Origin of the sequence: Enterobacter soli ATCC BAA-2102, from assembly GCF_001654845.1 — a bacterium.
Taxonomy (GTDB): Bacteria; Pseudomonadota; Gammaproteobacteria; order Enterobacterales; family Enterobacteriaceae; genus Enterobacter; species Enterobacter soli.
Genome location: NZ_LXES01000051.1, coordinates 264,748 through 287,458, shown reverse-complemented (window position 1 = coordinate 287,458; position 22,711 = coordinate 264,748). Strand labels below are relative to the sequence as shown.

At 55.4% G+C, this 22,711-nt stretch carries 20 protein-coding genes; 12 read left to right on the top strand and 8 right to left on the bottom strand.

Annotated features, from left to right (window positions below):
* Positions 1–19: 19 nt before the first annotated feature.
* The 4 genes from M987_RS22045 to ebgR form a co-directional block, all read right to left on the bottom strand.
* On the bottom strand, positions 20–1,456 hold the full coding sequence (locus M987_RS22045) for an amino acid permease (RefSeq protein WP_014071268.1): 1,437 nt from the start codon (positions 1,454–1,456) through the stop codon (positions 20–22).
* Between the two features lie 57 nt (positions 1,457–1,513).
* Entirely contained in the window at positions 1,514–1,963 is a 450-nt protein-coding gene (locus tag M987_RS22040; protein WP_014071267.1) for a beta-galactosidase subunit beta, read from the bottom strand.
* Positions 1,960–5,043, bottom strand: coding sequence for a beta-galactosidase subunit alpha (gene ebgA, locus M987_RS22035; protein WP_014071266.1), 3,084 nt, complete (start codon positions 5,041–5,043; stop codon positions 1,960–1,962). The genes M987_RS22040 and ebgA overlap by 4 nt, the downstream gene beginning before the upstream one ends.
* Positions 5,044–5,199: 156 nt before the next feature.
* On the bottom strand, positions 5,200–6,183 hold the full coding sequence (gene ebgR / locus M987_RS22030) for a transcriptional regulator EbgR (RefSeq protein WP_014071265.1): 984 nt from the start codon (positions 6,181–6,183) through the stop codon (positions 5,200–5,202).
* A gap of 138 nt (positions 6,184–6,321) precedes the next feature.
* Here ebgR and M987_RS22025 point away from each other — a divergent pair, with 138 nt between their 5' ends.
* Positions 6,322–6,654 (top strand): tRNA-binding protein, encoded by a 333-nt coding sequence (locus M987_RS22025; RefSeq protein WP_014071264.1) that lies wholly within the window; start codon positions 6,322–6,324, stop codon positions 6,652–6,654.
* 47 nt (positions 6,655–6,701) lie between these two features.
* Here the strand turns inward: M987_RS22025 and tkt are convergent, their stop codons facing one another.
* Together tkt and tal are read right to left on the bottom strand one after the other, a co-directional pair.
* Entirely contained in the window at positions 6,702–8,690 is a 1,989-nt protein-coding gene (gene tkt / locus M987_RS22020) for a transketolase (protein WP_014071263.1), read from the bottom strand.
* A 19-nt stretch (positions 8,691–8,709) separates the two neighbouring features.
* Positions 8,710–9,660, bottom strand: a complete 951-nt coding sequence (gene tal, locus M987_RS22015) for a transaldolase (protein WP_014071262.1) — start codon at positions 9,658–9,660, stop codon at positions 8,710–8,712.
* Positions 9,661–9,952: 292 nt separating this feature from the next.
* Between tal and maeB the strand changes: the two genes are divergently transcribed.
* Positions 9,953–12,232 carry an NADP-dependent oxaloacetate-decarboxylating malate dehydrogenase gene (gene maeB / locus M987_RS22010; protein ID WP_014071261.1) on the top strand — a complete coding sequence of 760 codons (2,280 nt, stop codon included), beginning with the start codon at positions 9,953–9,955 and terminating at the stop codon, positions 12,230–12,232.
* Positions 12,233–12,342: 110 nt separating this feature from the next.
* Here maeB and hemF read toward each other — a convergent pair whose 3' ends face one another.
* Positions 12,343–13,242, bottom strand: a complete 900-nt coding sequence (gene hemF / locus M987_RS22005) for an oxygen-dependent coproporphyrinogen oxidase (protein WP_014071260.1) — start codon at positions 13,240–13,242, stop codon at positions 12,343–12,345.
* Positions 13,242–14,117, bottom strand: a complete 876-nt coding sequence (amiA, locus tag M987_RS22000) for an N-acetylmuramoyl-L-alanine amidase AmiA (protein ID WP_014071259.1) — start codon at positions 14,115–14,117, stop codon at positions 13,242–13,244. Before amiA ends, hemF begins: the two co-directional genes overlap by 1 nt.
* A 213-nt stretch (positions 14,118–14,330) precedes the next feature.
* Between amiA and M987_RS21995 the strand changes: the two genes are divergently transcribed.
* The 10 genes from M987_RS21995 to pdxK all read left to right on the top strand — a co-directional run bounded on the left by M987_RS21995 (position 14,331) and on the right by pdxK (position 22,669).
* The gene (locus M987_RS21995; protein WP_014071258.1) at positions 14,331–14,756 is read left to right on the top strand and encodes a GNAT family acetyltransferase; all 426 of its coding nucleotides are present in this window, start codon (positions 14,331–14,333) and stop codon (positions 14,754–14,756) included.
* A complete protein-coding gene (locus M987_RS21990) occupies positions 14,743–15,192 on the top strand; it encodes a DUF2919 domain-containing protein (protein WP_014071257.1) in 450 nt (149 codons plus the stop codon). Before M987_RS21995 ends, M987_RS21990 begins: the two co-directional genes overlap by 14 nt.
* 62 nt (positions 15,193–15,254) lie before the next feature.
* Positions 15,255–15,830: an RpoE-regulated lipoprotein gene (locus tag M987_RS21985; protein WP_014071256.1), complete on the top strand. Its 576-nt coding sequence runs from the start codon at positions 15,255–15,257 to the stop codon at positions 15,828–15,830.
* A 92-nt stretch (positions 15,831–15,922) separates the two neighbouring features.
* Entirely contained in the window at positions 15,923–16,822 is a 900-nt protein-coding gene (locus M987_RS21980) for a Dyp-type peroxidase (RefSeq protein WP_014071255.1), read from the top strand.
* A gap of 172 nt (positions 16,823–16,994) precedes the next feature.
* Positions 16,995–18,008 (top strand): sulfate ABC transporter substrate-binding protein, encoded by a 1,014-nt coding sequence (locus tag M987_RS21975; protein ID WP_014071254.1) that lies wholly within the window; start codon positions 16,995–16,997, stop codon positions 18,006–18,008.
* Positions 18,008–18,841, top strand: coding sequence for a sulfate/thiosulfate ABC transporter permease CysT (cysT, locus tag M987_RS21970; protein ID WP_014071253.1), 834 nt, complete (start codon positions 18,008–18,010; stop codon positions 18,839–18,841). The genes M987_RS21975 and cysT overlap by 1 nt, the downstream gene beginning before the upstream one ends.
* Positions 18,841–19,716 carry a sulfate/thiosulfate ABC transporter permease CysW gene (gene cysW, locus M987_RS21965; protein ID WP_014071252.1) on the top strand — a complete coding sequence of 292 codons (876 nt, stop codon included), beginning with the start codon at positions 18,841–18,843 and terminating at the stop codon, positions 19,714–19,716. Before cysT ends, cysW begins: the two co-directional genes overlap by 1 nt.
* Positions 19,706–20,800 (top strand): sulfate/thiosulfate ABC transporter ATP-binding protein CysA, encoded by a 1,095-nt coding sequence (gene cysA, locus M987_RS21960; RefSeq protein ID WP_014071251.1) that lies wholly within the window; start codon positions 19,706–19,708, stop codon positions 20,798–20,800. Before cysW ends, cysA begins: the two co-directional genes overlap by 11 nt.
* Positions 20,801–20,915: 115 nt before the next feature.
* Positions 20,916–21,827 (top strand): cysteine synthase CysM, encoded by a 912-nt coding sequence (gene cysM / locus M987_RS21955; protein WP_014071250.1) that lies wholly within the window; start codon positions 20,916–20,918, stop codon positions 21,825–21,827.
* Positions 21,828–21,832: 5 nt separating this feature from the next.
* The gene (pdxK, locus tag M987_RS21950) at positions 21,833–22,669 is read left to right on the top strand and encodes a pyridoxine/pyridoxal/pyridoxamine kinase (protein ID WP_014071249.1); all 837 of its coding nucleotides are present in this window, start codon (positions 21,833–21,835) and stop codon (positions 22,667–22,669) included.
* Positions 22,670–22,711: the final 42 nt, after the last annotated feature.

Here is a 22,711-nt window from a genome sequence, read left to right as displayed (position 1 = left end):
AAAAAACCTGCCTGCTGTATCAAGTAATATTTGAGGCGGGTGATGCTTCAACTTCTTGTTGTTCTTTTGATAATCCCTTTACGTATTTGCTGTATTTCCACCAGGCAAAGCCGAGGAATAAAACAATACCGCCGACGTTATAGAAAATAATGGTCAGAATATTGCCGCCGGTCGGGAAGGTTGAGGCGACAAAGCCGATGGCGAAAATAACAATCAGCATCGACACCACCACCATGCCCGTGATGCGTGAGCCCATTTTGAAATCGCGCGGCAGATGATCGAGCTTACGGCGCAGGTTCAGGTACGCCAGCATGATGAACAGCGGTGGCAGCATAGAGGCCGCGGCGGTCATATTAATGACGGTGTTCATCAGATCCTGCGCGGTGTTTGAGCCCATAGTCGGGATAATCATCAGCGGGATGACAATCAGAAACTGTATCCAGGCCGCGCGTGCCGGTACGCCATTCTGGTTCAGGGCCACGGTTTTCGGGCCAAAAATACCGGTTGGGATTTCCGAGAAGAAGATTTTAACCGGTGTTGCCGTCCACATTAGCAGCGAGCCAAACATCGCGGTAAAGGAGACCAGGCCCACAAAACGGTTCATCAGCACTTCTGGCAGACCAAACCAGACCGCCAGGCCGTGAAACACCTGTACCGAACCACCGGTAAATTTCAGCTCCTTGCTGCTGATAAAGACGTTAATCAGCACCGAAGAGATGGAGTACAGCACGCCGATAAAGATCCCCGCCAGGATGATGACCTTAACGAAAGATTTTGAGCCGCCCTTCACGTCGTTAACGTATACCGCCACGGACTCCGCGCCACCGGCGGCCATAAAGATCCAGGTGGTAATACCGAGGAATGCCCAGTTGAAATGCGGGATCATCGCATCGACGGTAATCGGGTCGGCGGGTTGCACGCCGCCCATCAGCGCAGCACCGGCCAGCAGGATATAAGAGAGCGTCAGCAGCAGCATCAGCGTTGAGGTTACAGAAGTAATGGGCCCCAGCATTTTCGCCCCGTTGGTGGACACCCAGGTTGAGAAGGCAAAAAGCACCATGCTCAGTACCGTGGTGGCAAACGGCGTAAGAATGTACTCATAGCCCAGAAAGGCGTAAGAGGCGTAGGCGATAACGCGTGGTAATAATGAGGTGAAAAAGAACAGGTTAACAAACCAGTAGGTATAGGCGGTGATAAATGCCCAGCGCCCGCCAAGTGAACTTTTCACCCAGGCATAAACCCCGGCTTCGGAGTTTTTATTCAGCGACACAAACTCCGCGATGATTAAACAAAACGGAATGAAGTAGAACAGCGTCGCTAAAAAGAACATCGGGGCCGAAGCGAGCCCCAGTTCGATATTATTATTGATAACGTTGTTAAAACTAAAAACGGCGGCAAACGTCAGCGACAGCAGGCCGAATTTGCCGATGGTATTACGCTTGATTGTTTCAGACATAACGTTTCTCCGGGTACGAGGAGGATAGCGGTGCTGCGTTGGCACCGCTCGTGTTTTTTATTTGTTATGGAAGTAACCGTCTTCAATGGTCACATTGAGGACGACTTTTTTTACCGGCTCTTCACTGATGAAGCGGTAGGCTTCATGGTTTTCACAGATGACGAGTTGTCCTTCGTGCACCTGTTGGGTCTTGCCGACACCTTTCAGGTACTCGCGGTCAGTGTCGTCGCGATAACATTCAACGGGCTGGAGTTCCTGCCGGGGGGCATACTCAATCTTTTGTCTCCCTTGCAGGTAGTAATGCACCTCGAAATAGCGACGATGCCTCACGAACAATGCGTCCGTGGTGGTATCGCGGGTCACACGGTAGGCCAGCGAATCCCCAATCGAGTGGGCAACGCCTGCCGGGATGTTGTCGATGTTATTAATGGCTTCCACGCAGCGTTGCCATTTGCGGCCTGCGCGATAAAGCTGCTGAAACTGTTCCAGGCTATCGAGAACGATCATTGGTCTGCCTCGCTGTGCGAATTCGTCGAAAAGAAACCTGCGCCAAACTGATGCTGCGCCAGTATGCGTGACGCGCTTTGCCCGCCCTCCAGCGGCAGCAGGGTAAATCCGTAGCTAAACGGCCTGAACCAGACGCGCCAGGAGTCCAGCACTTCGCTGCCCCAGGAATTTGAACCTAACCCCAACAGCTGGTGGTCAAGATTCAGGGTGATGTCATCGCTGCGTTGCAGTTCATTGCAGTGCTGCGCCGCGTGAATGTTCTCCGGGGTGTAGTGCCACGCGCTGAAGTGAATAGGCTGCTCGGGAACGACCAGCACTCCGCTGCCCTGACGGTTCGCCAGGGATGCCCAGCGCACCTGCTGGCGGTTGCCGTTGTTCTGCGGGAGGGGATAATTTTCAAACATCTCATCCACCGTGGTGTGCCACAGATCGATGGTGCTGGCCTGCTGGCTGTCCGGGTAGTTTTCGCCCGGCCCGCGGCCATAGTAGGTCACCTGGTCGAACGCTCCGTTGATACCGAGGGTGACGCCGATGCAAGGAATAATGTGCGGGTAGTCGCCGTAACGCTCGCCGCTCAGCTCGACGTTGATCTGCCCGTCAGCCGCCACCCGCCAGCGATAGGTGCAGCGCATCCCAAAATCGAATACCGGCGGTGCAATTAGCGTGCGGGTGGTGATCACCACTTCGCTGTCGCAGGCTTCTGTCTCAAAGCCGCGAAGATGCTCCTGTAAGATGTGCAGATGATTGGGCTGCCACAGTCCTTCGAACTCTTGTTTGTGGTTATCAATCATCGGCTTGAAGAAATTAATCTTCGGATCGCGGGTCAGTTTTTCTTCCCCGTTCACCTGCCAGGCGCTGAGCTTTCCGGTCAGTTTTGAGAAGCTCACGCGGAAGTTATGGCCGGTAACCGTGCAGCTCAGACGATCCTCTTCAAGCTTCAGCGGGGTGGCGTTGCGATCGATAAATGGCGTTGCGCTGGCGGTACGCGCTTTTAGCGGGAACTGGTAGGTAGCGATTTCATGCCCGGCCTCGCTGTACAGCGTGCGGCTGTTCTTGCGAACGTGAGCGGTGAGAAAAGCTTCCCGTTCATCCAGCTCCGGCAACGCGACGGCAAGGGTGTGCGTGCTGTTCGGGGTAATCCCGGCCAGGCTCAACTGCTGGCTGTGCAGCGTTTCCCCCTCTGCGCGCACCTCGAGATGCAGGCTGTAGTCATCCAGGGTGGTGAACCACAGTTTGTTTTCAACCCGCAGCGCGCTGTTGTGCCAGGCCAGTTTCACCGGCGCGATAACTTGTTTGTACTCGCGCAGGCCCGGCCCCGGGGTTTGATCTGAATAGATAAGCCCGTCGAGGCAGAAATTGTAGTTGTTCGGGTAATCGCCAAAGTCGCCACCGTAGGCGTAGAACGTCCTGCCGCTGGCATCGGTTGTCTGAATACCGTGGTCGCACCACTCCCAGACATAGTGCCCCTGAATACAATCGTGGCGATCGAACACGTTCTGGTATTCGGTTAACCCGCCAGGACCGTTACCCATTGCATGTGCGTATTCGCAGATGATGCGGGGTTTCGGGTGCGGGTATTCGCCAAACAGATTCATCAGCGGCACGCGGGTGTACATGGTGGAAATAATATCCACCACTTCGGCATCGCGATCTTCCTCGTAATGAAGCAGGCGGGTATCGTCCAGCGCTTTCGCTGCACGCGCCATCGCGCGGATATTACAGCCATAGCCGGACTCGTTGCCGAGCGACCAGATGATGATGGACGGATGGTTTTTCTGGGCGTGAATGTGGCGCACGATGCGCTCGACGTAAACATGCTCCCATACCGGATCGTCAGTGATGCGGCTCAAATCACCTACGTTGGCAAAACCGTGGGATTCAACATCCGTTTCTGCCATGACGAACAGGCCGTAGATATCGCACAGCTCATAGAAGCGAGGATCGTTCGGGTAGTGGGCGGTTCGCACCGAGTTGATGTTGTGCTGCTTCATCAGGACGATATCGCGCTCGACGCGATCCATCCCCACGGCGCGGCCTTTCTGATGATCGTTGTCGTGGCGGTTGACGCCGTGCAGCTTCAGGTAGTGGTTGTTGACGTAAAACAGGCCATTTCGCACGGCGATATCACGAAAACCGATGCGCTGAGGGATCACTTCCAGCGTTTGCCCCTGCTCATCTTTCAGCGTGATCACCAGGTGATACAGGTAGGGTGATTCCGCTGACCACTGATGCGGCTGCTTAACCGCGATGCTAAACCCGGTTTCCTCTGTGCGGGTGAGCGTAAGGCTGCGGGTTGAGCCCTGATGCAAGACCACATCACCGTCATAGAGGGTATATTCCAGCGTCACATTAACCGGCTGCATGGCGAGGTTTTCCAGCGCAAGCTGGCAGGAGAGGGTTGCATCCTGGTAGTCTTCATCAAACGTCGTTTTGACCGTGAAGTCCTGCACGTGTGCCGGATTTTTGCCGACCAGATAGACGTCGCGGAAAATGCCCGCCGTCCACCACATATCCTGATCTTCAATGTAGGTTGAGTCAGCCCACTGCATGACGCGCACGCACAGCAGGTTTTGCCCGGTCACCACCGCATCGCTGATGTCGAACTCGGCGGTCAGCCGGCTACCTTTGCTAAAGCCGATATAACGGCCATTAACGTAAACCTCGAAATAGGTTTCTACGCCGTCAAATTTAATCAGGGTCTGTTTGTCCTGCCAGCCGTCAGACAGGGTGAAAAAGCGCTGATACGCGCCGGTCGGGTTATCGGTGGGCACCCAGGGCACATCAACCGGGAAGGGGAAACCTTCATCGGTATATTGAAGATTACCGTGGCCTTCCATCTGCCACATGGCTGGCACAGTTATCGCGCCCCAGTTGGCCATATATTCAGAGGTAAAGTTTTCAGGTACCAGCAACGGGTTGGTGAAAAAGCGAAAATTCCACTGGCCGCTTAAGGACAAAAAGTGGCTGCTGGCTTCACGGGCAAAGGTGCGCGCCTGCGCAACATCGTCATACGAAAAGAAGTACGCACGCGGGGCAAGCCGGTTCTCATGCGTGAGTTGAATATTTTCCCAGCGATTCATGTTATCTCCCTGTGGGGTAAAACATCATTGCTGAGTATTTTAGTAAAAATTTTACTAAATAAAATCAGTAAAACCTATTTGCTTTAACTCGATCACGAAATAAATCGCTGCCGGGCGAACCCGGCAGCGTGTGGGGCAGGACGAAAAACGAGGGAATTAGCGTGTGGTGCCGCGCAGTTTGAGCACGCTCGGAACAAAGACCTGAAGCGGCAGGGCGCGGCCATCGCGGGATTTTTCCAGCAGCAGGTTTACGCCCTGGCTGCCCATCATTTCGGAATGAATACGCACGGTGGAAAGCGGCGGGAAGGTGAAGCGGGCAGTCGGGATATCGTTCACGCTAATGAGCGAGATATCCTGCGGGATAGCCAGCCCTTTTTCATGAATGGCACGCAAAACCCCAATGGCAATGGAGTCAGACGCTACAAACAGCGCAGAAGGCCAACTTTTCTGTGAGAGCATTTTTTTCGCCAGCTCATAGCCGGAAGAACTGGAAAAACCGCCGCGCCAGATATCGTCTTCAGAGACCACGCCTTTCAGACGCCCGTATTCCACGAATGCCGCTTCACGGATATCGGCTTTACCGGGTTCATCTTCACCGCCAATAAACCCGATACGGTCAACGCCTTGCTGAATAAAGAAGTCGACGATTTGCTTGCTGATGCGCGAAAGATCGATATCAACCGCATCGTACTCGCTGCCCGGTTCGTGAAAATCAATAAAGCAGACGTTGTCACTCAGCGCGGTGGCGGCGCGGCGCACGGCGGGGGTGGGTTTACCGACAATCAGCACGCCGGTGAGTTTTTTCGTCTCTGGCAGCGTGGCATTGGCGTAGCAATTGGTCAGCTCAACGCCGAGCTTTTCACACTGAGTTTCGATGCCGTGGCGAATAGCAAGGTAGTAAGGATCGTTGATTTCCAGCTCTTGCAGATAGCTGTAAAGCGCCAAAATGTGCTGTTGCCCCACGGCACCTGACTGCATCTTGCGGGAGGTGCTGCTTTTGTATTCCAGCTTTTCGGCAATCTCCAGAATACGGTGTTTTGTCTCTTCTTTTACATTGAGCGTTGGGTCGTCGTTTAATACCCGGGATACCGTCGCCAGCGAGACACCCGCTTCTGTTGCAATATCTTTGAGCGTTGCCATATTTGTCCTTATTCCCCACGTGATGTGCCCATTGTAAAGGATGCGTTCGCACATGCATCCGTTTTTAGTAAATATCCCACCTGTTGTTGATCGTAAATACCGTGCTAGTATTTAGTAAAATTTTACCAAGGAGAAAATATGGAAACGGTAGCATACGATGATTTTGCAAAGCTTGAGATCCGCGTCGGGACCATTGTTGACGTTAAACGCCATGCCAACGCCGATAAACTCTACATTGCGCAGATTGAGGTGGGCGGTAAAACGCTGCAAACCGTTACCAGCCTGGTGCCGTATTACCGCGAAGAAGAGCTGATGGGAAAAACGGTTGTTGTGCTGTGCAACCTGGCGAAAGCCAAAATGCGCGGCGAAACGTCCGAGTGCATGTTGCTGTGCGCAGAAACCGATGACGCCAGCGAGAGCGTATTGTTAACACCGGAGCGGGTGATGCCGGCAGGGGTAAGAGTGGTGTAAAAAAGCCGGGTGGCGGCGACGCCTACCCGGCTTACAAAGCTTGTGCATTAAATAATGCTCAACGCTTTCTCCACCACGTTCTCAACGGTAAAGCCGAAATACGGGAACAGTTTGTCGGCCGGGGCCGATTCGCCGTAGCCGTGCATCCCGACTATTGCCCCTTTCAGCCCGACATATTTGTACCAGTAGTCAGCGATCCCCGCTTCGACGGCCACGCGGGCGGCCACATTCGATGGCAGAACCGATTCGCGGTATGCCTCATCCTGGGCATCAAAAATATCCGTTGAGGGCAGAGAAACCACGCGCACCGCATGTCCTTCGGCGGTCAGTTTCTCTGCGGCTTTAACCGTGATTTCAATCTCTGATCCTGTCGCAATCAGAATAACATCAGGCTTGCCGCCACTGTCTTTCAGGATATAGCCGCCGCGCGCGATGTTTTTCACCTGCTCCGGCGTGCGCTCAATTTGCGCCAGATTCTGCCGCGACAAAATCAGCGCCGTTGGCCCGTTGTGGCGCTCCACGGCCAGCTTCCAGCCCACCGCTGCTTCAACCTGATCGCACGGACGCCAGGTGCTGAAGTTTGGCGTCAGGCGCAAGCTTGCCAACTGTTCAACCGCCTGGTGCGTTGGCCCATCTTCGCCAAGCCCGATGGAATCATGGGTGTAGACCATGATCTGCCGCGCCTTCATCAACGCTGCCATACGCGCCGCGTTGCGGGCATACTCCACAAACATCAGGAAGGTGGCGGTGTAGGGCACAAACCCACCGTGATGGGCGATGCCGTTGGCAATCGCGGTCATCCCGAACTCACGCACGCCGTAGTGAATGTAATTCCCGGAAATGTCTTCTTTCAGCGATTTCGAGCCCGACCAGATTGTCAGGTTGCTGGGCGCCAGATCCGCAGAGCCGCCCAGCAGTTCCGGCAGAATGGGGCCAATGGCGTTGAGGGTATTTTGTGATGCTTTACGGGTGGCAATTTTTGCCGGGTTGGATTGCAGATTTTCGATCAATGCCTGGGTTTTGGCTTCCCAGTCGTCCGGCAATCCGCCACTCATGCGGCGGGTAAACTCCTGGGCCAGGTCCGGGTGCGCCTGCTTATAGGCGGCAAATTTGTCGTTCCAGGCGTGTTGCGCTTTTTCGCCTGCCTCACGGGCATCCCAGGCGTGGTAGATCTCTTTTGGGATTTCGAATGCCGGGTATTTCCAGCCCAGTTTTTTCCGGGTCAGCGCCACTTCCTCTTCACCCAGCGCGGCACCGTGCGCCTCTTCTTTCCCGGCTTTATTCGGGGAGCCGAAACCAATGACCGTGCGGCAGATAATCAGCGACGGTTTATCCTTCACGCTCTGGGCTTCGAGGATCGCTTTTTTCACCGCCTCAGGATCGTGGCCGTCAATTTCATGCACCACATGCCAGTGGTATGCCTCGAAGCGTTTTGCCGTGTCGTCGGTAAACCAGCCTTCGGTTTCGCCGTCGATAGAAATGCCGTTGTGATCGTAAAAGCCGATCAGCTTGCCAAGACCCAGCGTGCCCGCCAGCGAACAGGCTTCATGCGAGATGCCCTCCATCAGACAGCCGTCGCCCATAAACACATAGGTGTAGTGATCGACAATGTCATGCCCTGGCTGATTGAACTGCGCACCCAGCGTGCGTTCTGCAATCGCCATCCCTACGGCATTTGCTAACCCCTGGCCGAGCGGGCCGGTGGTGGTTTCCACGCCTGGCGTATAGCCGAGCTCCGGGTGGCCTGGCGTTTTCGAGTGCAGCTGGCGGAAGTTTTTCAACTCCTCGAGTGGCAGATTGTAGCCGGTTAAATGCAGCAGGCTGTAGAGCAGCATCGACGCATGGCCGTTGGAGAGAATAAAGCGGTCTCTGTCGGCCCAGGTGGGGTCATTGGGGTTGTGTTTCAGAAAGTCATTCCACAACACTTCGGCAATATCTGCCATGCCCATGGGGGCGCCAGGGTGGCCGGAATTGGCTTTTTGCACGGCATCCATGCTGAGGGCGCGAATGGCATTGGCGAGCTCTTTACGGGACATAATTCACTCCATGGCAAGGTTAAAGTTTGGCGGCGAGCAGATCTTCAAGTTTGCGCTGGTCAACGGCGAACAGACGGATGCCTTCCGCCAGCTTGTCGACGGCCATTGCGTCCTGATTGTGCTCCCAGCGGAACTCCGCTTCCGTCATTGCTTTTGGTTTCGGTAACAGGGTTGACGTCGGTATCAGCTTACGGACGACGGGTTCTTCTTTTTCCTGAAGTTCTTTCAGCAGAGCGGGTGAAATGGTCAGACGATCGCAGCCTGCCAGCGCGAGGATCTGCTCGGTGCGGCGGAAACTGGCGCCCATGACAATGGTTTCGTAGCGGTGTTGTTTGAAATAGTCGTAGATATTACGCACGGACTTGACGCCGGGGTCTTCATCAACGATGTACGGATCCATCGGCTGTCTGGACTGATACCAGTCGTAGATGCGCCCGACAAACGGCGAGACCAGAAATACGCCGGCCTCAGCGCAGGCACGCGCCTGAGCAAAGGAAAAGAGCAGGGTCAGATTGCAGTTGATCCCCTCTTTTTCCAGCACTTCCGCCGCGCGAATACCTTCCCAGGTGGAGGCCAGCTTAATCAGGATGCGTGATTTATCGATACCTTGCTCCTGATACAACTCAACCAGCCTGCGGGCCTTGGCGATGCTTTTTTGCTGGTCAAAAGAGAGGCGGGCGTCCACCTCGGTTGAAACCCGACCCGGGACGCTTTTCAGGATCTCCACGCCAAAGTTCACCGCCAGCTTGTCGCTGGCTTCGGCAACATGCTGCTCCTGGGTTTTACCGCGCTGCTTGCCGTAGGCGATGGCGTCATCGATCAGGTGGCTGTAATGCGCAAGTCCGGCGGCTTTCAGCAGCAGAGAAGGGTTGGTGGTCGCATCTTCGGGCTGATAGTGGCGAATAGATTCAATATCACCACTGTCGGCGACGACGGTGGTGAATTGTTTGATGCCGTCTAATTGGTTCATTGAAATTACTCCTTTGGAATAAAAGAGTTAGATGAGTGCGTTAGTTCACACTTCTGCGAAATACGAGAGGTACTTAACAAAAAAGCATAGCAGACGAGGGAGGCATTGCTTTCTGCGACGGGTAACATGATTGTTATAAATTGATAACAATTTTTGCTTTCTGATGGTGAGAGTTTGGCAGCCTTCAAAGTTTGTCGCGCCTGCATTGGCGATACTAGCCGGCATTCCTGGGTGAGCATCAGGAGAGTTATTACGCCACCCTTTATGAACGATACGTGAAAGGAACGATAAGATGGACGATCAGTTAAAACAGAGTGCCCTCGATTTTCATGAGTTTCCTGTTCCGGGCAAAATCCAGGTTTCCCCTACCAAGCCGCTGGCAACCCAGCGCGATCTGGCGCTGGCCTATTCGCCAGGCGTTGCCGCGCCATGCCTTGAAATCGAAAAAGATCCGCTGGCGGCCTACAAATACACTGCGCGCGGTAACCTGGTCGCGGTTATTTCTAACGGCACGGCGGTGCTGGGTTTAGGTAACATCGGCGCGCTGGCCGGTAAGCCGGTCATGGAAGGGAAAGGGGTGCTGTTCAAGAAATTTGCCGGTATCGACGTATTCGATATCGAAGTCGATGAGCTCGATCCCGATAAATTTATCAACGTGGTGGCGGCACTTGAGCCAACGTTTGGCGGTATCAACCTGGAAGACATCAAAGCGCCGGAATGTTTCTACATTGAGCAGAAACTGCGTGAACGTATGAACATTCCCGTGTTCCACGACGACCAGCACGGTACGGCGATTATCAGCACCGCAGCCATTCTGAACGGCCTGCGGGTGGTAGAAAAAAATCTTTCTGACGTGCGCATGGTGGTGTCCGGTGCGGGCGCCGCTGCCATTGCCTGTATGAACCTGCTGGTGGCGCTTGGAATGCAGAAGCACAACATTGTGGTCTGTGATTCCAAAGGTGTGATCTACAAAGATCGTGAACCAAACATGGCCGAAACCAAAGCGGCCTACGCGGTGGAGGACGACGGCAAGCGCACCCTGGATGATGTGATTGACGGTGCGGATATCTTCCTTGGCTGTTCTGGCCCGAAAGTGCTGACCCAGGAGATGGTGCAGAAGATGGCGCGCGCGCCAATGATCCTGGCCCTGGCTAACCCGGAACCGGAAATTCTGCCGCCGCTGGCAAAAGCGGTGCGTGAAGATGCCATTATCTGTACCGGGCGTTCTGACTACCCGAACCAGGTGAACAACGTGCTGTGCTTCCCGTTCATCTTCCGTGGCGCACTGGATGTGGGCGCAACGGCGATTAACGAAGAGATGAAACTGGCGGCCGTTCACGCCATTGCTGAGCTGGCTCATGCTGAGCAGAGCGAAGTGGTAGCTTCGGCTTACGGCGACCAGGATCTGAGCTTTGGCCCGGATTACATCATTCCAAAACCGTTCGACCCGCGCCTGATTGTTAAAATCGCACCTGCCGTGGCGAAAGCGGCGATGGATTCCGGTGTGGCAACGCGTCCGATTAAGGATTTCGATGCTTACGTCGATAAGCTCACTGAGTTTGTCTACAAAACTAACCTGTTCATGAAACCTATCTTTTCTCAGGCTCGTGCGGATGCAAAACGCGTGGTGCTGGCCGAAGGGGAAGAGGCGCGCGTGCTGCACGCCACGCAGGAGCTGATCTCACTGGGGCTGGCGAAGCCAATCCTGATTGGTCGCCCGAGCGTTATCGAAATGCGTATTCAGAAACTGGGCCTGCAAATCAAGCCGGGTGCGGATTTTGAAATCGTAAACAACGAATCCGATCCGCGCTTTAAAGAGTACTGGAACGAGTACTATGCCATCATGAAGCGCCGCGGCATCACCCAGGAGCAGGCGCAACGGGCGGTTATCAGCAATACTACGGTGATCGGAGCCATCATGGTGCATCGCGGTGAGGCTGACGCGCTTATCTGCGGCACGATCGGTGATTACCACGAGCATTTCAGCGTCGTGCAGGAGATCTTCGGTTATCGTGAAGGGGTACACACCGCCGGGGCAATGAACGCACTGCTGCTGCCAAGCGGTAACACCTTTATTGCCGATACCTACGTCAACGACGATCCAACCCCGGAACAGTTGGCGGAGATCACCGTGATGGCGGCTGAAACCGTACGCCGCTTCGGCATTGAGCCAAAAGTGGCGCTTCTGTCTCACTCCAACTTCGGTTCATCTAAATCCCCGGCGGCGTGCAAAATGCGTCAGACACTGGAGCTGGTGCGCGAGCGTGCGCCGGAGTTGATGATTGACGGCGAGATGCATGGTGATGCGGCTCTGGTGGAGAGTATTCGTAACGAGCGGATGCCGGACAGCCCGCTGAAAGGCTCGGCTAACGTGCTGATTATGCCAAACGTGGAAGCGGCGCGAATCAGCTACAACCTGCTGCGTGTGTCCAGCTCTGAAGGGGTGACCGTGGGGCCGGTACTGATGGGCGTGGCGAAACCGGTGCATGTGTTAACACCGATTGCATCCGTGCGTCGTATTGTGAACATGGTGGCGCTGGCGGTGGTTGAGGCCCAGACGCAGCCTCTGTAATTAACCCCACCCCTCACCCTAACCCTCTCCCCTGAGGGGAGAGGGGACTGCTCCGAGCCGTCTTTTCACCCTCGCCCTTTTGGGGAGAGAGCCGGGGTGAGGGGGAAGGGTTACAACCAGTCCCGAACCTGAATAAACTCTTTTAAGGCGGCCTCCGGGCTGCCTTCTTTTGGCTCGAAACTGTACTCCCAGCGCACCAGCGGCGGCATCGACATTAAAATCGACTCCGTGCGTCCACCCGTTTGCAGGCCAAACAGCGTACCGCGATCCCACACCAGGTTGAATTCCACATAGCGCCCGCGACGATAGAGCTGGAACTCGCGTTCCCGCACGCCGTAGTCGGTGTTTTGACGGCGTTCAACAATCGGCAGATAGGCATCGGTATAACCCTGGCCGACGGCCTGCATAAAGCGGAACGCGGTGTCAAAATCAGGCGTGTTCAGATCGTCAAAGAACAACCCGCCAATACCTCGTTGCTCGTCGCGATGCTTGATGTAGAAGTAGTCATCGCACCACTTTTTGTATTTCGGGTAAACATCTTCACCAAACGGCAGGCACAGGTCGCGTGCGGTGGTGTGCCAGTGCACGGCGTCCTCTTCAAAACCGTAGAATGGCGTTAAGTCGAAACCGCCGCCAAACCACCACACCGGGTCGGCACCGGGTTTTTCGGCAATGAAAAAGCGCACGTTAGCGTGGCTGGTCGGGACAAACGGGTTAAGCGGATGCACCACCAGAGAAACGCCCATCGCTTCAAAGCTACGGCCAGCCAGTTCAGGACGATGTGCCGTGGCGGAAGCGGGCATGGCATCACCGTGAACATGAGAAAAATTGACGCCCGCCTGTTCAAAGATGCTGCCGTTACGCAGCACACGGCTGCGCCCGCCGCCACCGGCTTCTCGCTGCCAGTTATCTTCCTGGAATTCAGCGCCGTCAACGGCAGCCAGTTTCTGGCAAATCTCATCCTGCAAGTGCAGCAGAAATTCTTTTACCCGCTCAGCATTGGGTTTCATTAACGTTTCCTGGAGTGCGCTTTCTGGTTATCGAACCAGTTGAAATAACTAATGATCCCGGAGGCGATCGCGTTGGCGATTTTCTGGCGAAACGCCGTGGTGCCAAGCAGACGCTCTTCGTCCGGGTTAGTAATAAAGGACGTTTCGACCAGCACCGACGGAATTGACGGTGATTTCAGCACCACAAATGCCGCCTGCTCGGTGCCTTTACTGTGCAAACGGTGGACGGGCTTAATCTTTTTCAGAATGTGCGACCCGAGCGTAAGGCTGTTTTTAATGGTGTCGGTCTGGACTAAATCGAACAGCACCTGTTGCAGCAGATGGTCTTTGTCAGTGGCTTTTTTCCCGGCGACTTCATCCGCGCGGTTTTCGCGGTCTGAGAGGTATTTCGCCATGGCGCTACTGGCCCCACGGTTAGAGAGCGCAAACACCGATGCTCCGGCCGCAGAGGGATTAGTAAAACCGTCAGCGTGAATCGACATAAACAGATCCGCGCCGTGCTGATGGGCAATCTCTACGCGATCGTAGAGCGGGATAAAGGTGTCACCAGAGCGCGTCAGACGGGCGTCAATGCCGTTGCTGCGTAAAATCGAGCGCACGTTTTTTGCAATCGCCAGTACGACATGTTTTTCTTTAGAGCCATTTTTACCGATGGCGCCGGTATCAATACCACCGTGGCCCGGGTCGAGCATGACAATGCGCTTCCCGCCCGCTTTTTTAGCTTTTGGCTTACTGTGTCCGTTACTGGTTTTCAGCGCGGTCTCTTCTTTTGCCTGCGCCTGTGAAGCGATGCCCGTTAATGTTAAGGCCGCCAGCCCCGCTTTGAGAACCTGACGACGCGATGTGAGTGCTTTTAATGGTTTGAATGTGCTCATGCGGCCTGAATTGTAAAAAATTGGGGTCCTGGTGTTATATCGTATCGCGTTTCACGTTACGACAGTCCTTGTTGAGAATTGTTTTACTTTTCATTTCAATACGTGACAGAGTGACATTATGCCAAATTTTAGTGGGATTTTCGCCGGTTATTGGCTATTGGCGGCGTTCGCGCCATAATCACTGTTTTTAAACCTGAAAAGGCGGTTAATACCATGGAGATACGCGTTTTTCGCCAGGAAGATTTCGAAGAGGTGGTCACCCTTTGGGAGCGCTGCGATCTGTTGCGTCCGTGGAATGACCCGGAAATGGACATTGAACGTAAGGTGAACCACGACGTCAGTCTGTTCCTGGTTGCCGAAGTGAACGGCGAAGTGGTTGGTACGGTGATGGGCGGTTACGATGGTCATCGCGGCTCTGCTTATTATCTGGGTGTGCATCCGGAATACCGTGGTCGCGGCATCGCCAATGCGCTGCTCAATCGTCTGGAAAAGAAATTGATTGCCCGCGGCTGCCCGAAAATTCAGATCATGGTGCGGGAAGATAACGACGTGGTGCTGGGCATGTATGAGCGCCTGGGTTATGAGCATTCTGATGTGTTGAGTTTAGGTAAGCGCCTGATCGAAGATGAAGAGTACTGAGATCCATCCGGCAGACTATGATGCGCAAGGGCGTGTCAGGCTGCCGTTTTTGTTCTGGTGTGTTTTGCTGTTGCAGGCCCGCACCTGGGTGTTGTTTGTTATGGCCGCGGCATCACGCGGGCAGGGCGATACGCTGCTGACGCTTTTTTACCCCGATCACGATGCCTTCTGGCTGGGATTGTTGCCTGGCGTACCGGCGGTGGTGGCGTTTCTGTGCAGCGGGCGACGCCATCTTATCCCGCGGCTCTGGCAGGCGCTTCGTTGGCTGCTGATTGTGGCGCAAATTGCGCTGCTGTGCTGGCAGCCCGTACTCTGGCTCTATGGCGAGCCGCTCACCGGGCTGGGGATTGGGTTGCTGGTGGCGGATATCGTGGCGCTGATGTGGCTGCTAACTAACCCCCGTCTTCGCGCCTGTTTTACGCCCGAGAAAGATTAAGCGGCACTTTTTGCCGATGCTGCACTCCAACAAGCGTTGATTTAACAAGTAAGGACGTTTCAATGAAATCGCTGCGTTTACTTTTATGCGCTCTCCCGCTGGCATTAACCGGCTGCTCAACGCTCTCCTCAATTAACTGGTCGGCCGCGTATCCGTGGAACTGGTTTGGTTCTTCAACAGAAGTGACCGAGCAGGGCGTGGGCAAAATCACCGCGTCGACGGCGCTGGATCAGGACGCTATTCAGTCTGCGCTGAGCAGTGACTATCGCCTGCGTAGCGGCATGAAAACGGAAAATGGCACCATCGTGCACTATTTCGAAGCGCTGAAAGGTGACAAGCTGGCGCTGGTGATTAACGGTGATAAAGGCACGGTAAACCGCGTTGCGGTACTGGACGAAGATATCCCGGCGGCAAGCGGTGTGAAAGTCGGTACGCCATTTAGCGAGCTCTACAAACAGGCCTTCGGCAACTGCACCAGCGTGCCATCCGACGACAGCGTGGCGGTGGAGTGTAAAGCAGAAGGCAGCGCGCACATCAGTTACCTCTTTACCGGCACCTGGAGCGGCCCGGAAGGGTTAATGCCGTCTGACGATACGCTGAAAAACTGGAAAGTGAGCAAAATTATCTGGAAGCAGTAATTTGCGTCTGAACAAACCGCCTCGCTGAAATCCAGGTATAATAGCCGCCATGAATGCCACGTTGTCGTGGCATCTTTATTTCAGGAGGAGCGATGTCTCAGGTTCAGAGTGGCATTTTGCCAGAACATTGCCGCGCGGCGATTTGGATTGAAGCCAATGTAAAAGGGGACGTGGATGCCCTGCGTGCGGCCAGCAAAGTATTCGTTGATAAACTGGCTTCCTTCCAGGCCAAATTCCCTGACGCCCACCTGGGCGCGGTTGTTGCCTTCGGTAATAACGTCTGGCGTCAGCTGAGCGGCGGCGAAGGGGCAGAAGAGCTGAAAGACTTTATCCCTTACGGTAAAGGTCTTGCGCCAGCGACCCAGTACGATGTACTGATTCATATTCTCTCTTTACGTCACGACGTGAACTTCTCTGTTGCGCAGGCGGCGGTAGCAGCGTTTGGCGACAGCATCGACGTGCAGGAAGAAGTGCACGGTTTCCGCTGGGTAGAAGAGCGCGATCTGAGCGGCTTTGTCGACGGTACTGAAAACCCGGCGGGTGAAGAGACGCGCCGTGAAGTGGCGGTCATCAAAGACGGTGTGGACGCAGGCGGCAGCTATGTGTTCGTGCAGCGCTGGGAGCACAACCTCAAGCAGCTTAATCGCATGAGCGTGCACGACCAGGAGATGATGATCGGTCGTACCAAAGAAGCCAACGAAGAGATCGACGGCGACGACCGTCCGGTTACGTCTCACCTGACCCGTGTTGATCTGAAAGAAGACGGCAAAGGCCTGAAGATTGTTCGCCAGAGCCTGCCGTATGGCACGGCAAGCGGCACGCATGGCCTGTACTTCTGCGCGTACTGCGCACGTCTGTACAATATCGAACAGCAACTGCTGAGCATGTTTGGCGATACCGACGGCAAGCGCGATGCGATGCTGCGTTTCACCAAACCGGTAACCGGCGGCTACTACTTCGCGCCGTCCGTTGAGCGCCTACTGGCGCTGTAATGACCTTTCTCCCTCTCCCTGTGGGAGAGGGCTGGGGTGAGGGCATCAGGCCGCACCCTTATTCTCTTTTCTGCTTGTAAATCACCAAACGGTATATAAAACCGTTACTCCTTTCGTACTCGTTATAAATATTATGACCATTAGATAGTCATCACATTTATAAGGGTGCTCAATGGCCGTTACTGTACTGAAAAAAGGATCTCTGGCGCTGGCAGGTTTACTGCTGGTGGCACAGGCGCAGGCAACTGAGCTGTTGAACAGTTCTTATGATGTGTCCCGCGAGCTGTTTGCCGCCCTGAACCCACCGTTTGAACAGCAGTGGGCAAAAGAGAATAACGGCGACAAGCTGACCATCAAACAATCTCATGCGGGCTCGTCCAAACAGGCGCTGGCGATCCTTCAGGGCCTGAAAGCGGACGTGGTGACCTACAACCAGGTGACGGACGTGCAGATCCTGCATGACAAAGGCAAGCTGCTCCCGGCGGACTGGCAGAGCCGTCTGCCGAATAACAGCTCGCCGTTCTACTCCACCATGGGTTTCCTGGTGCGTAAGGGCAACCCGAAAAATATTCACGACTGGAACGACCTGGTGCGTTCTGACGTAAAACTGATTTTCCCGAATCCGAAAACCTCCGGCAACGCGCGTTATACCTATCTGGCGGCGTGGGGCGCGGCGGACAAAGCTGACGGTAACGATAAAGTTAAAACCGAGCAGTTCATGACCCAGTTCCTGAAAAACGTCGAAGTGTTTGATACCGGCGGTCGCGGCGCGACCACCACCTTCGCGGAACGCGGTCTGGGCGATGTGCTGATTAGCTTTGAATCGGAAGTGAACAACATCCGTAAGCAGTACGAAGCGCAGGGCTTTGAAGTTGTTATCCCGAAAACCAACATCCTGGCCGAGTTCCCGGTGGCATGGGTGGATAAAAACGTTGTAGCCAACGGTACAGAGAAAGCGGCGAAAGCCTACCTCAACTATCTGTACAGCCCGCAGGCGCAGACCGTTATCACTGATTATTACTACCGTGTGAATAACCCGGAAGTGATGAACAAACTGAAGGACAAATTCCCGCAGACCGAGCTGTTCCGCGTGGAAGACCATTTCGGCTCCTGGCCTGATGTGATGAAAACACATTTTGCCAGTGGCGGTGAGTTGGACAAGTTGCTGGCGGCGGGGCGTAAGTAATGTTTGCAGTTTCTTCCAGACGTGTGCTGCCGGGCTTTACCTTAAGCCTCGGGACCAGCCTGCTGTTCGTCTGCCTGATTTTGTTGTTGCCGCTGAGCGCGCTGGTGATGCAGCTCGCGCAGATGAGCTGGTCGCAGTACTGGGAAGTGGTCACCAACCCTCAGGTCGTGGCCGCCTACAAAGTGACGCTGCTGTCGGCGTTTGTGGCCTCGATTTTCAACGGCGTGTTCGGTCTGCTGATGGCGTGGATCTTAACCCGCTACCGTTTCCCGGGCCGTACATTGCTCGACGCGTTAATGGATTTGCCCTTTGCCCTGCCGACGGCGGTAGCCGGTTTAACCCTGGCATCGCTCTTTTCCGTGAACGGTTTTTACGGCGAATGGCTGGCGAAGTTTGATATCAAAGTGACCTACACCTGGCTTGGTATTGCCGTGGCGATGGCCTTTACCAGTATTCCGTTTGTGGTGCGTACCGTTCAGCCTGTGCTGGAGGAATTAGGCCCGGAATACGAAGAAGCGGCTGAAACACTGGGCGCGACGCGCTGGCAGAGCTTCCGAAAAGTGGTATTGCCAGAGCTGTCTCCGGCACTGCTGGCGGGCGTGGCGCTGTCGTTCACTCGCAGTCTTGGTGAGTTCGGCGCGGTTATCTTCATCGCCGGGAACATCGCGTGGAAAACAGAAGTCACCTCGCTGATGATTTTTGTGCGTTTGCAGGAGTTTGATTATCCGGCAGCCAGCGCTATCGCGTCGGTGATCCTGGCCGCATCGCTGCTGCTGCTGTTCTCGATTAACACTCTGCAAAGTCGCTTTGGTCGACGTGTGGTAGGTCACTGATGGCGGAAGTTACTCAATTGAAGCGTTACGACGCGCCCCGCATTAACTGGGGAAAATGGTTTCTGATTGGTACGGGCGTGCTGGTGTCTGCGTTCATCCTCGTCGTGCCAATGGTCTATATCTTCGTTCAGGCGTTCAGCAAAGGGCTGATGCCAGCGCTGGAAAACCTTGCTAACCCGGACATGCTGCACGCCATCTGGCTGACCGTGCTGATTGCGCTTATCACCGTGCCGGTCAACCTGGTGTTCGGTACGCTGCTGGCCTGGCTGGTGACGCGCTTTAACTTCCCGGGGCGTCAGCTTCTGCTGACCCTGCTGGATATCCCGTTTGCCGTGTCACCTGTGGTGGCCGGTCTGGTTTATCTGCTGTTTTACGGCTCCAATGGCCCGCTGGGCGGCTGGCTTGATGAGCACAACCTGCAGGTCATGTTCGCCTGGCCGGGCATGGTGCTGGTGACGGTGTTTGTGACCTGTCCGTTTGTGGTGCGCGAGCTGGTGCCGGTGATGTTGAGCCAGGGCAGCAATGAAGACGAAGCGGCGGTGCTGCTGGGCGCATCCGGCTGGCAGATGTTCCGCCGTGTGACGCTGCCAAACATCCGCTGGGCGCTGCTTTACGGCGTGGTACTGACCAACGCCCGCGCGATTGGCGAGTTTGGTGCGGTGTCGGTGGTATCCGGATCGATCCGCGGCGAAACTCTGTCGCTGCCGTTACAAATTGAATTACTGGAACAGGACTACAATACCGTCGGTTCCTTTACCGCCGCAGCGTTACTGACGCTGATGGCTATTTTGACCCTGTTTTTGAAGAGTGTGGTGCAGTGGCGTTTAGAGAATCAGGAAAAACGTCAGCATCAGGAGGGAAATCATGAGCATTGAGATTGCCAATATTAAGAAGTCTTTTGGTCGCACCCAGGTGCTGAATGATATCTCGCTGGATATCCCTTCCGGACAAATGGTGGCGCTGCTGGGGCCGTCTGGCTCCGGTAAAACCACATTGCTGCGTATTATCGCCGGGCTTGAGCATCAGTCCAGCGGGCACATCCGTTTCCACGGCACCGACGTGAGCCGTCTTCATGCCCGCGACCGTAAGGTGGGTTTTGTGTTCCAGCATTACGCGCTGTTCCGCCACATGACGGTGTTCGATAACATCGCCTTCGGCCTGACCGTGCTGCCACGCCGTGAACGCCCGGACGCTGCCACGATTAAGGCGAAAGTCACCAAGTTGCTGGAGATGGTGCAGCTGGCCCATCTGGCCGATCGCTTCCCGGCGCAGCTGTCTGGCGGGCAGAAACAGCGTGTGGCGCTGGCGCGTGCGCTGGCAGTAGAGCCGCAGATCCTGTTGCTGGATGAGCCGTTTGGCGCGCTCGATGCACAGGTGCGTAAAGAGCTGCGTCGCTGGCTGCGTCAGCTGCATGAAGAACTTCAGTTCACCAGCGTCTTCGTGACCCACGACCAGGAAGAGGCGATGGAAGTGGCCGACCGCGTGGTGGTGATGAGCCAGGGTAACATCGAGCAGGTTGATGAACCAGAACAGCTCTGGCGCGAACCGGCGACCCGTTTCGTGCTGGAATTTATGGGCGAAGTGAACCGTTTGCAGGGCACCATTCGCGGGGGGCAATTCCACGTCGGCGCGCACCGCTGGCCGCTGGGCTATACCTCTGCGCATCAGGGGCCGGTTGATTTGTTCCTGCGCCCGTGGGAAGTGGATGTGAGCCGTCGCACCAGTCTCGACTCACCTCTGCCGGTACAGGTGCTGGAAGCTAGCCCTAAAGGTCACTACACCCAATTGGTAGTACAACCTCTGGGCTGGTACACCGAGCCCCTGACCGTGGTTATGCGTGATGAAGAGCCGCCATTCCGGGGCGAGCGCCTGTTTGTTGGCTTGCAACATGCGCGGATTTACCACGGTAACGAGCGTATTGAAACGCGCGAGGATATTGCTCTGGCGGAGTCAGCCTGATAGGTTAAGATCACGTAGTTTTGCCGGGTGGCGCTGCGCTTACCCGGCCTACAATCGTGCTCTCTGTAGGCCCGGTAAGCGAAAGCGGCACCGGGCTTTTTATTGGGCAACGAGCATGAGTACATTAGAACACACGATCGGCAACACCCCTCTGGTCAAACTTCAGCGTATGGGGCCTGGCAACGGCAGCGAAATCTGGGTCAAACTCGAAGGTAATAACCCGGCGGGCTCCGTCAAGGACAGAGCGGCATTGTCGATGATTGTCCAGGCGGAAAAGCGCGGCGAGATTAAGCCCGGCGACGTGCTGATTGAAGCAACCAGCGGCAACACAGGCATCGCCCTGGCGATGATCGCCGCGCTGAAAGGCTATCGCATGAAGCTGCTGATGCCGGATAACATGAGCCAGGAACGCCGCGCTGCTATGCGTGCTTACGGCGCGGAACTGATTCTGGTGACCAAAGAGCAGGGGATGGAAGGGGCGCGTGACTTAGCGCTGGAGATGGCCGAACGCGGCGAAGGGAAGCTGCTCGATCAGTTCAACAACCCGGACAACCCGTACGCGCACTACACCACTACCGGCCCGGAAATCTGGCAGCAAACCGAAGGGCGCATCAGCCATTTTGTCTCCAGCATGGGTACTACGGGCACCATTACGGGGGTTTCCCGTTTTCTGCGTGAGCAGGCTAAACCCGTCACCATTGTTGGACTGCAGCCGGAAGAGGGGAGCAGTATTCCCGGTATTCGCCGCTGGCCTGCTGAATACATGCCGGGGATTTTTAACGCACAGCTTGTGGATCAGGTACTGGATATTCACCAGCGCGAGGCGGAAAATACCATGCGCGAGCTGGCTGTCCGTGAAGGTATCTTTTGCGGTGTCAGTTCGGGCGGCGCGGTAGCGGGCGCGATCCGGGTTGCTCAGGCAAATCCGGGCGCAGTGGTGGTAGCGATTATCTGCGATCGCGGAGATCGTTATCTGTCTACCGGTGTCTTTGGTGAAGAGAGTTATTCGCAGGGGGCGGGGATTTAAGCATCATGGAGATGGTTTTATTTCGGGACACATCCCGGGCGCAGCAAACCGATATTGTCGCGGTGCAGTCGCAGGTCGTGTACGGCAGCGTGGGTAACAGCATTGCGGTGCCTAACATCAGAACGCATCAGCTAAACGTTACCGCCGTGCCGACGGTCCTGTTCAGCAACACGCCGCATTACGACACCTTTTACGGCGGCGTGATCCCCGATGAGTGGTTTAGCGGCTATCTTAAAGCGCTGGAAGAGCGTGACATCCTGCGCGAATTAAAAGCGGTTACCACTGGCTACATGGGCAGCGCCAGCCAGATTGCGCTGCTGGCCCAGTGGCTTAACGCCATCAAGGTACAGCATCCTGATTTACTGGTGCTGGTCGATCCGGTGATTGGCGATACCGACAGCGGTATCTATGTTAAGCCCGACATTCCAGACGCCTACCGTCAGCATCTGCTGCCCCTGGCGCAGGGCATCACGCCAAATGTCTTTGAGCTTGAAATCTTAAGCGGTAAACCGTGCCGGACGCCTGAAAGCGCCATTGAGGCTGCGCAGGGACTGTTGTCAGAGACGCTGAAATGGGTGGCGATCACCAGCGCTCCGGTAGCTGACGACCCTGAAAACATTCATGTTGTGCTGGTGACCAAAGAGAGCGTGACGGTCAGTGCGCACCCGCGCGTAGAGACTGACCTGAAAGGCACGGGCGACCTGTTCTGCTCTGAGCTGGTGAGCGGCATTGTCGGGGGCAAAACGGTGGCGGATGCGATTCGCCGAGCGGGCGATCGCGTCACGGACGTGATGACTTATACGCAGTCGAAAGGATACGACGAGCTTATCTTACCTGCATAAACAAAAATGGCGCCCGAAGGCGCCATTTTTCTGTGCGGCAAG

Coding starts and splice junctions, on each gene's coding strand:
- M987_RS21990 (WP_014071257.1), top strand. CDS start 14,743: ATGAAGAGTACTGAGATCCATCCGGCAGACTATGATGCGCAAGGGCGT.
- tkt (WP_014071263.1), bottom strand. CDS start 8,690: ATGTCCCGTAAAGAGCTCGCCAATGCCATTCGCGCCCTCAGCATGGAT.
- M987_RS22045 (WP_014071268.1), bottom strand. CDS start 1,456: ATGTCTGAAACAATCAAGCGTAATACCATCGGCAAATTCGGCCTGCTG.
- M987_RS22040 (WP_014071267.1), bottom strand. CDS start 1,963: ATGATCGTTCTCGATAGCCTGGAACAGTTTCAGCAGCTTTATCGCGCA.
- cysM (WP_014071250.1), top strand. CDS start 20,916: ATGAGTACATTAGAACACACGATCGGCAACACCCCTCTGGTCAAACTT.
- cysA (WP_014071251.1), top strand. CDS start 19,706: ATGAGCATTGAGATTGCCAATATTAAGAAGTCTTTTGGTCGCACCCAG.
- amiA (WP_014071259.1), bottom strand. CDS start 14,117: ATGAGCACATTCAAACCATTAAAAGCACTCACATCGCGTCGTCAGGTT.
- maeB (WP_014071261.1), top strand. CDS start 9,953: ATGGACGATCAGTTAAAACAGAGTGCCCTCGATTTTCATGAGTTTCCT.
- M987_RS21980 (WP_014071255.1), top strand. CDS start 15,923: ATGTCTCAGGTTCAGAGTGGCATTTTGCCAGAACATTGCCGCGCGGCG.
- ebgA (WP_014071266.1), bottom strand. CDS start 5,043: ATGAATCGCTGGGAAAATATTCAACTCACGCATGAGAACCGGCTTGCC.
- pdxK (WP_014071249.1), top strand. CDS start 21,833: ATGGAGATGGTTTTATTTCGGGACACATCCCGGGCGCAGCAAACCGAT.
- M987_RS22025 (WP_014071264.1), top strand. CDS start 6,322: ATGGAAACGGTAGCATACGATGATTTTGCAAAGCTTGAGATCCGCGTC.
- hemF (WP_014071260.1), bottom strand. CDS start 13,242: ATGAAACCCAATGCTGAGCGGGTAAAAGAATTTCTGCTGCACTTGCAG.
- cysW (WP_014071252.1), top strand. CDS start 18,841: ATGGCGGAAGTTACTCAATTGAAGCGTTACGACGCGCCCCGCATTAAC.
- M987_RS21995 (WP_014071258.1), top strand. CDS start 14,331: ATGGAGATACGCGTTTTTCGCCAGGAAGATTTCGAAGAGGTGGTCACC.
- ebgR (WP_014071265.1), bottom strand. CDS start 6,183: ATGGCAACGCTCAAAGATATTGCAACAGAAGCGGGTGTCTCGCTGGCG.
- tal (WP_014071262.1), bottom strand. CDS start 9,660: ATGAACCAATTAGACGGCATCAAACAATTCACCACCGTCGTCGCCGAC.
- cysT (WP_014071253.1), top strand. CDS start 18,008: ATGTTTGCAGTTTCTTCCAGACGTGTGCTGCCGGGCTTTACCTTAAGC.
- M987_RS21975 (WP_014071254.1), top strand. CDS start 16,995: ATGGCCGTTACTGTACTGAAAAAAGGATCTCTGGCGCTGGCAGGTTTA.
- M987_RS21985 (WP_014071256.1), top strand. CDS start 15,255: ATGAAATCGCTGCGTTTACTTTTATGCGCTCTCCCGCTGGCATTAACC.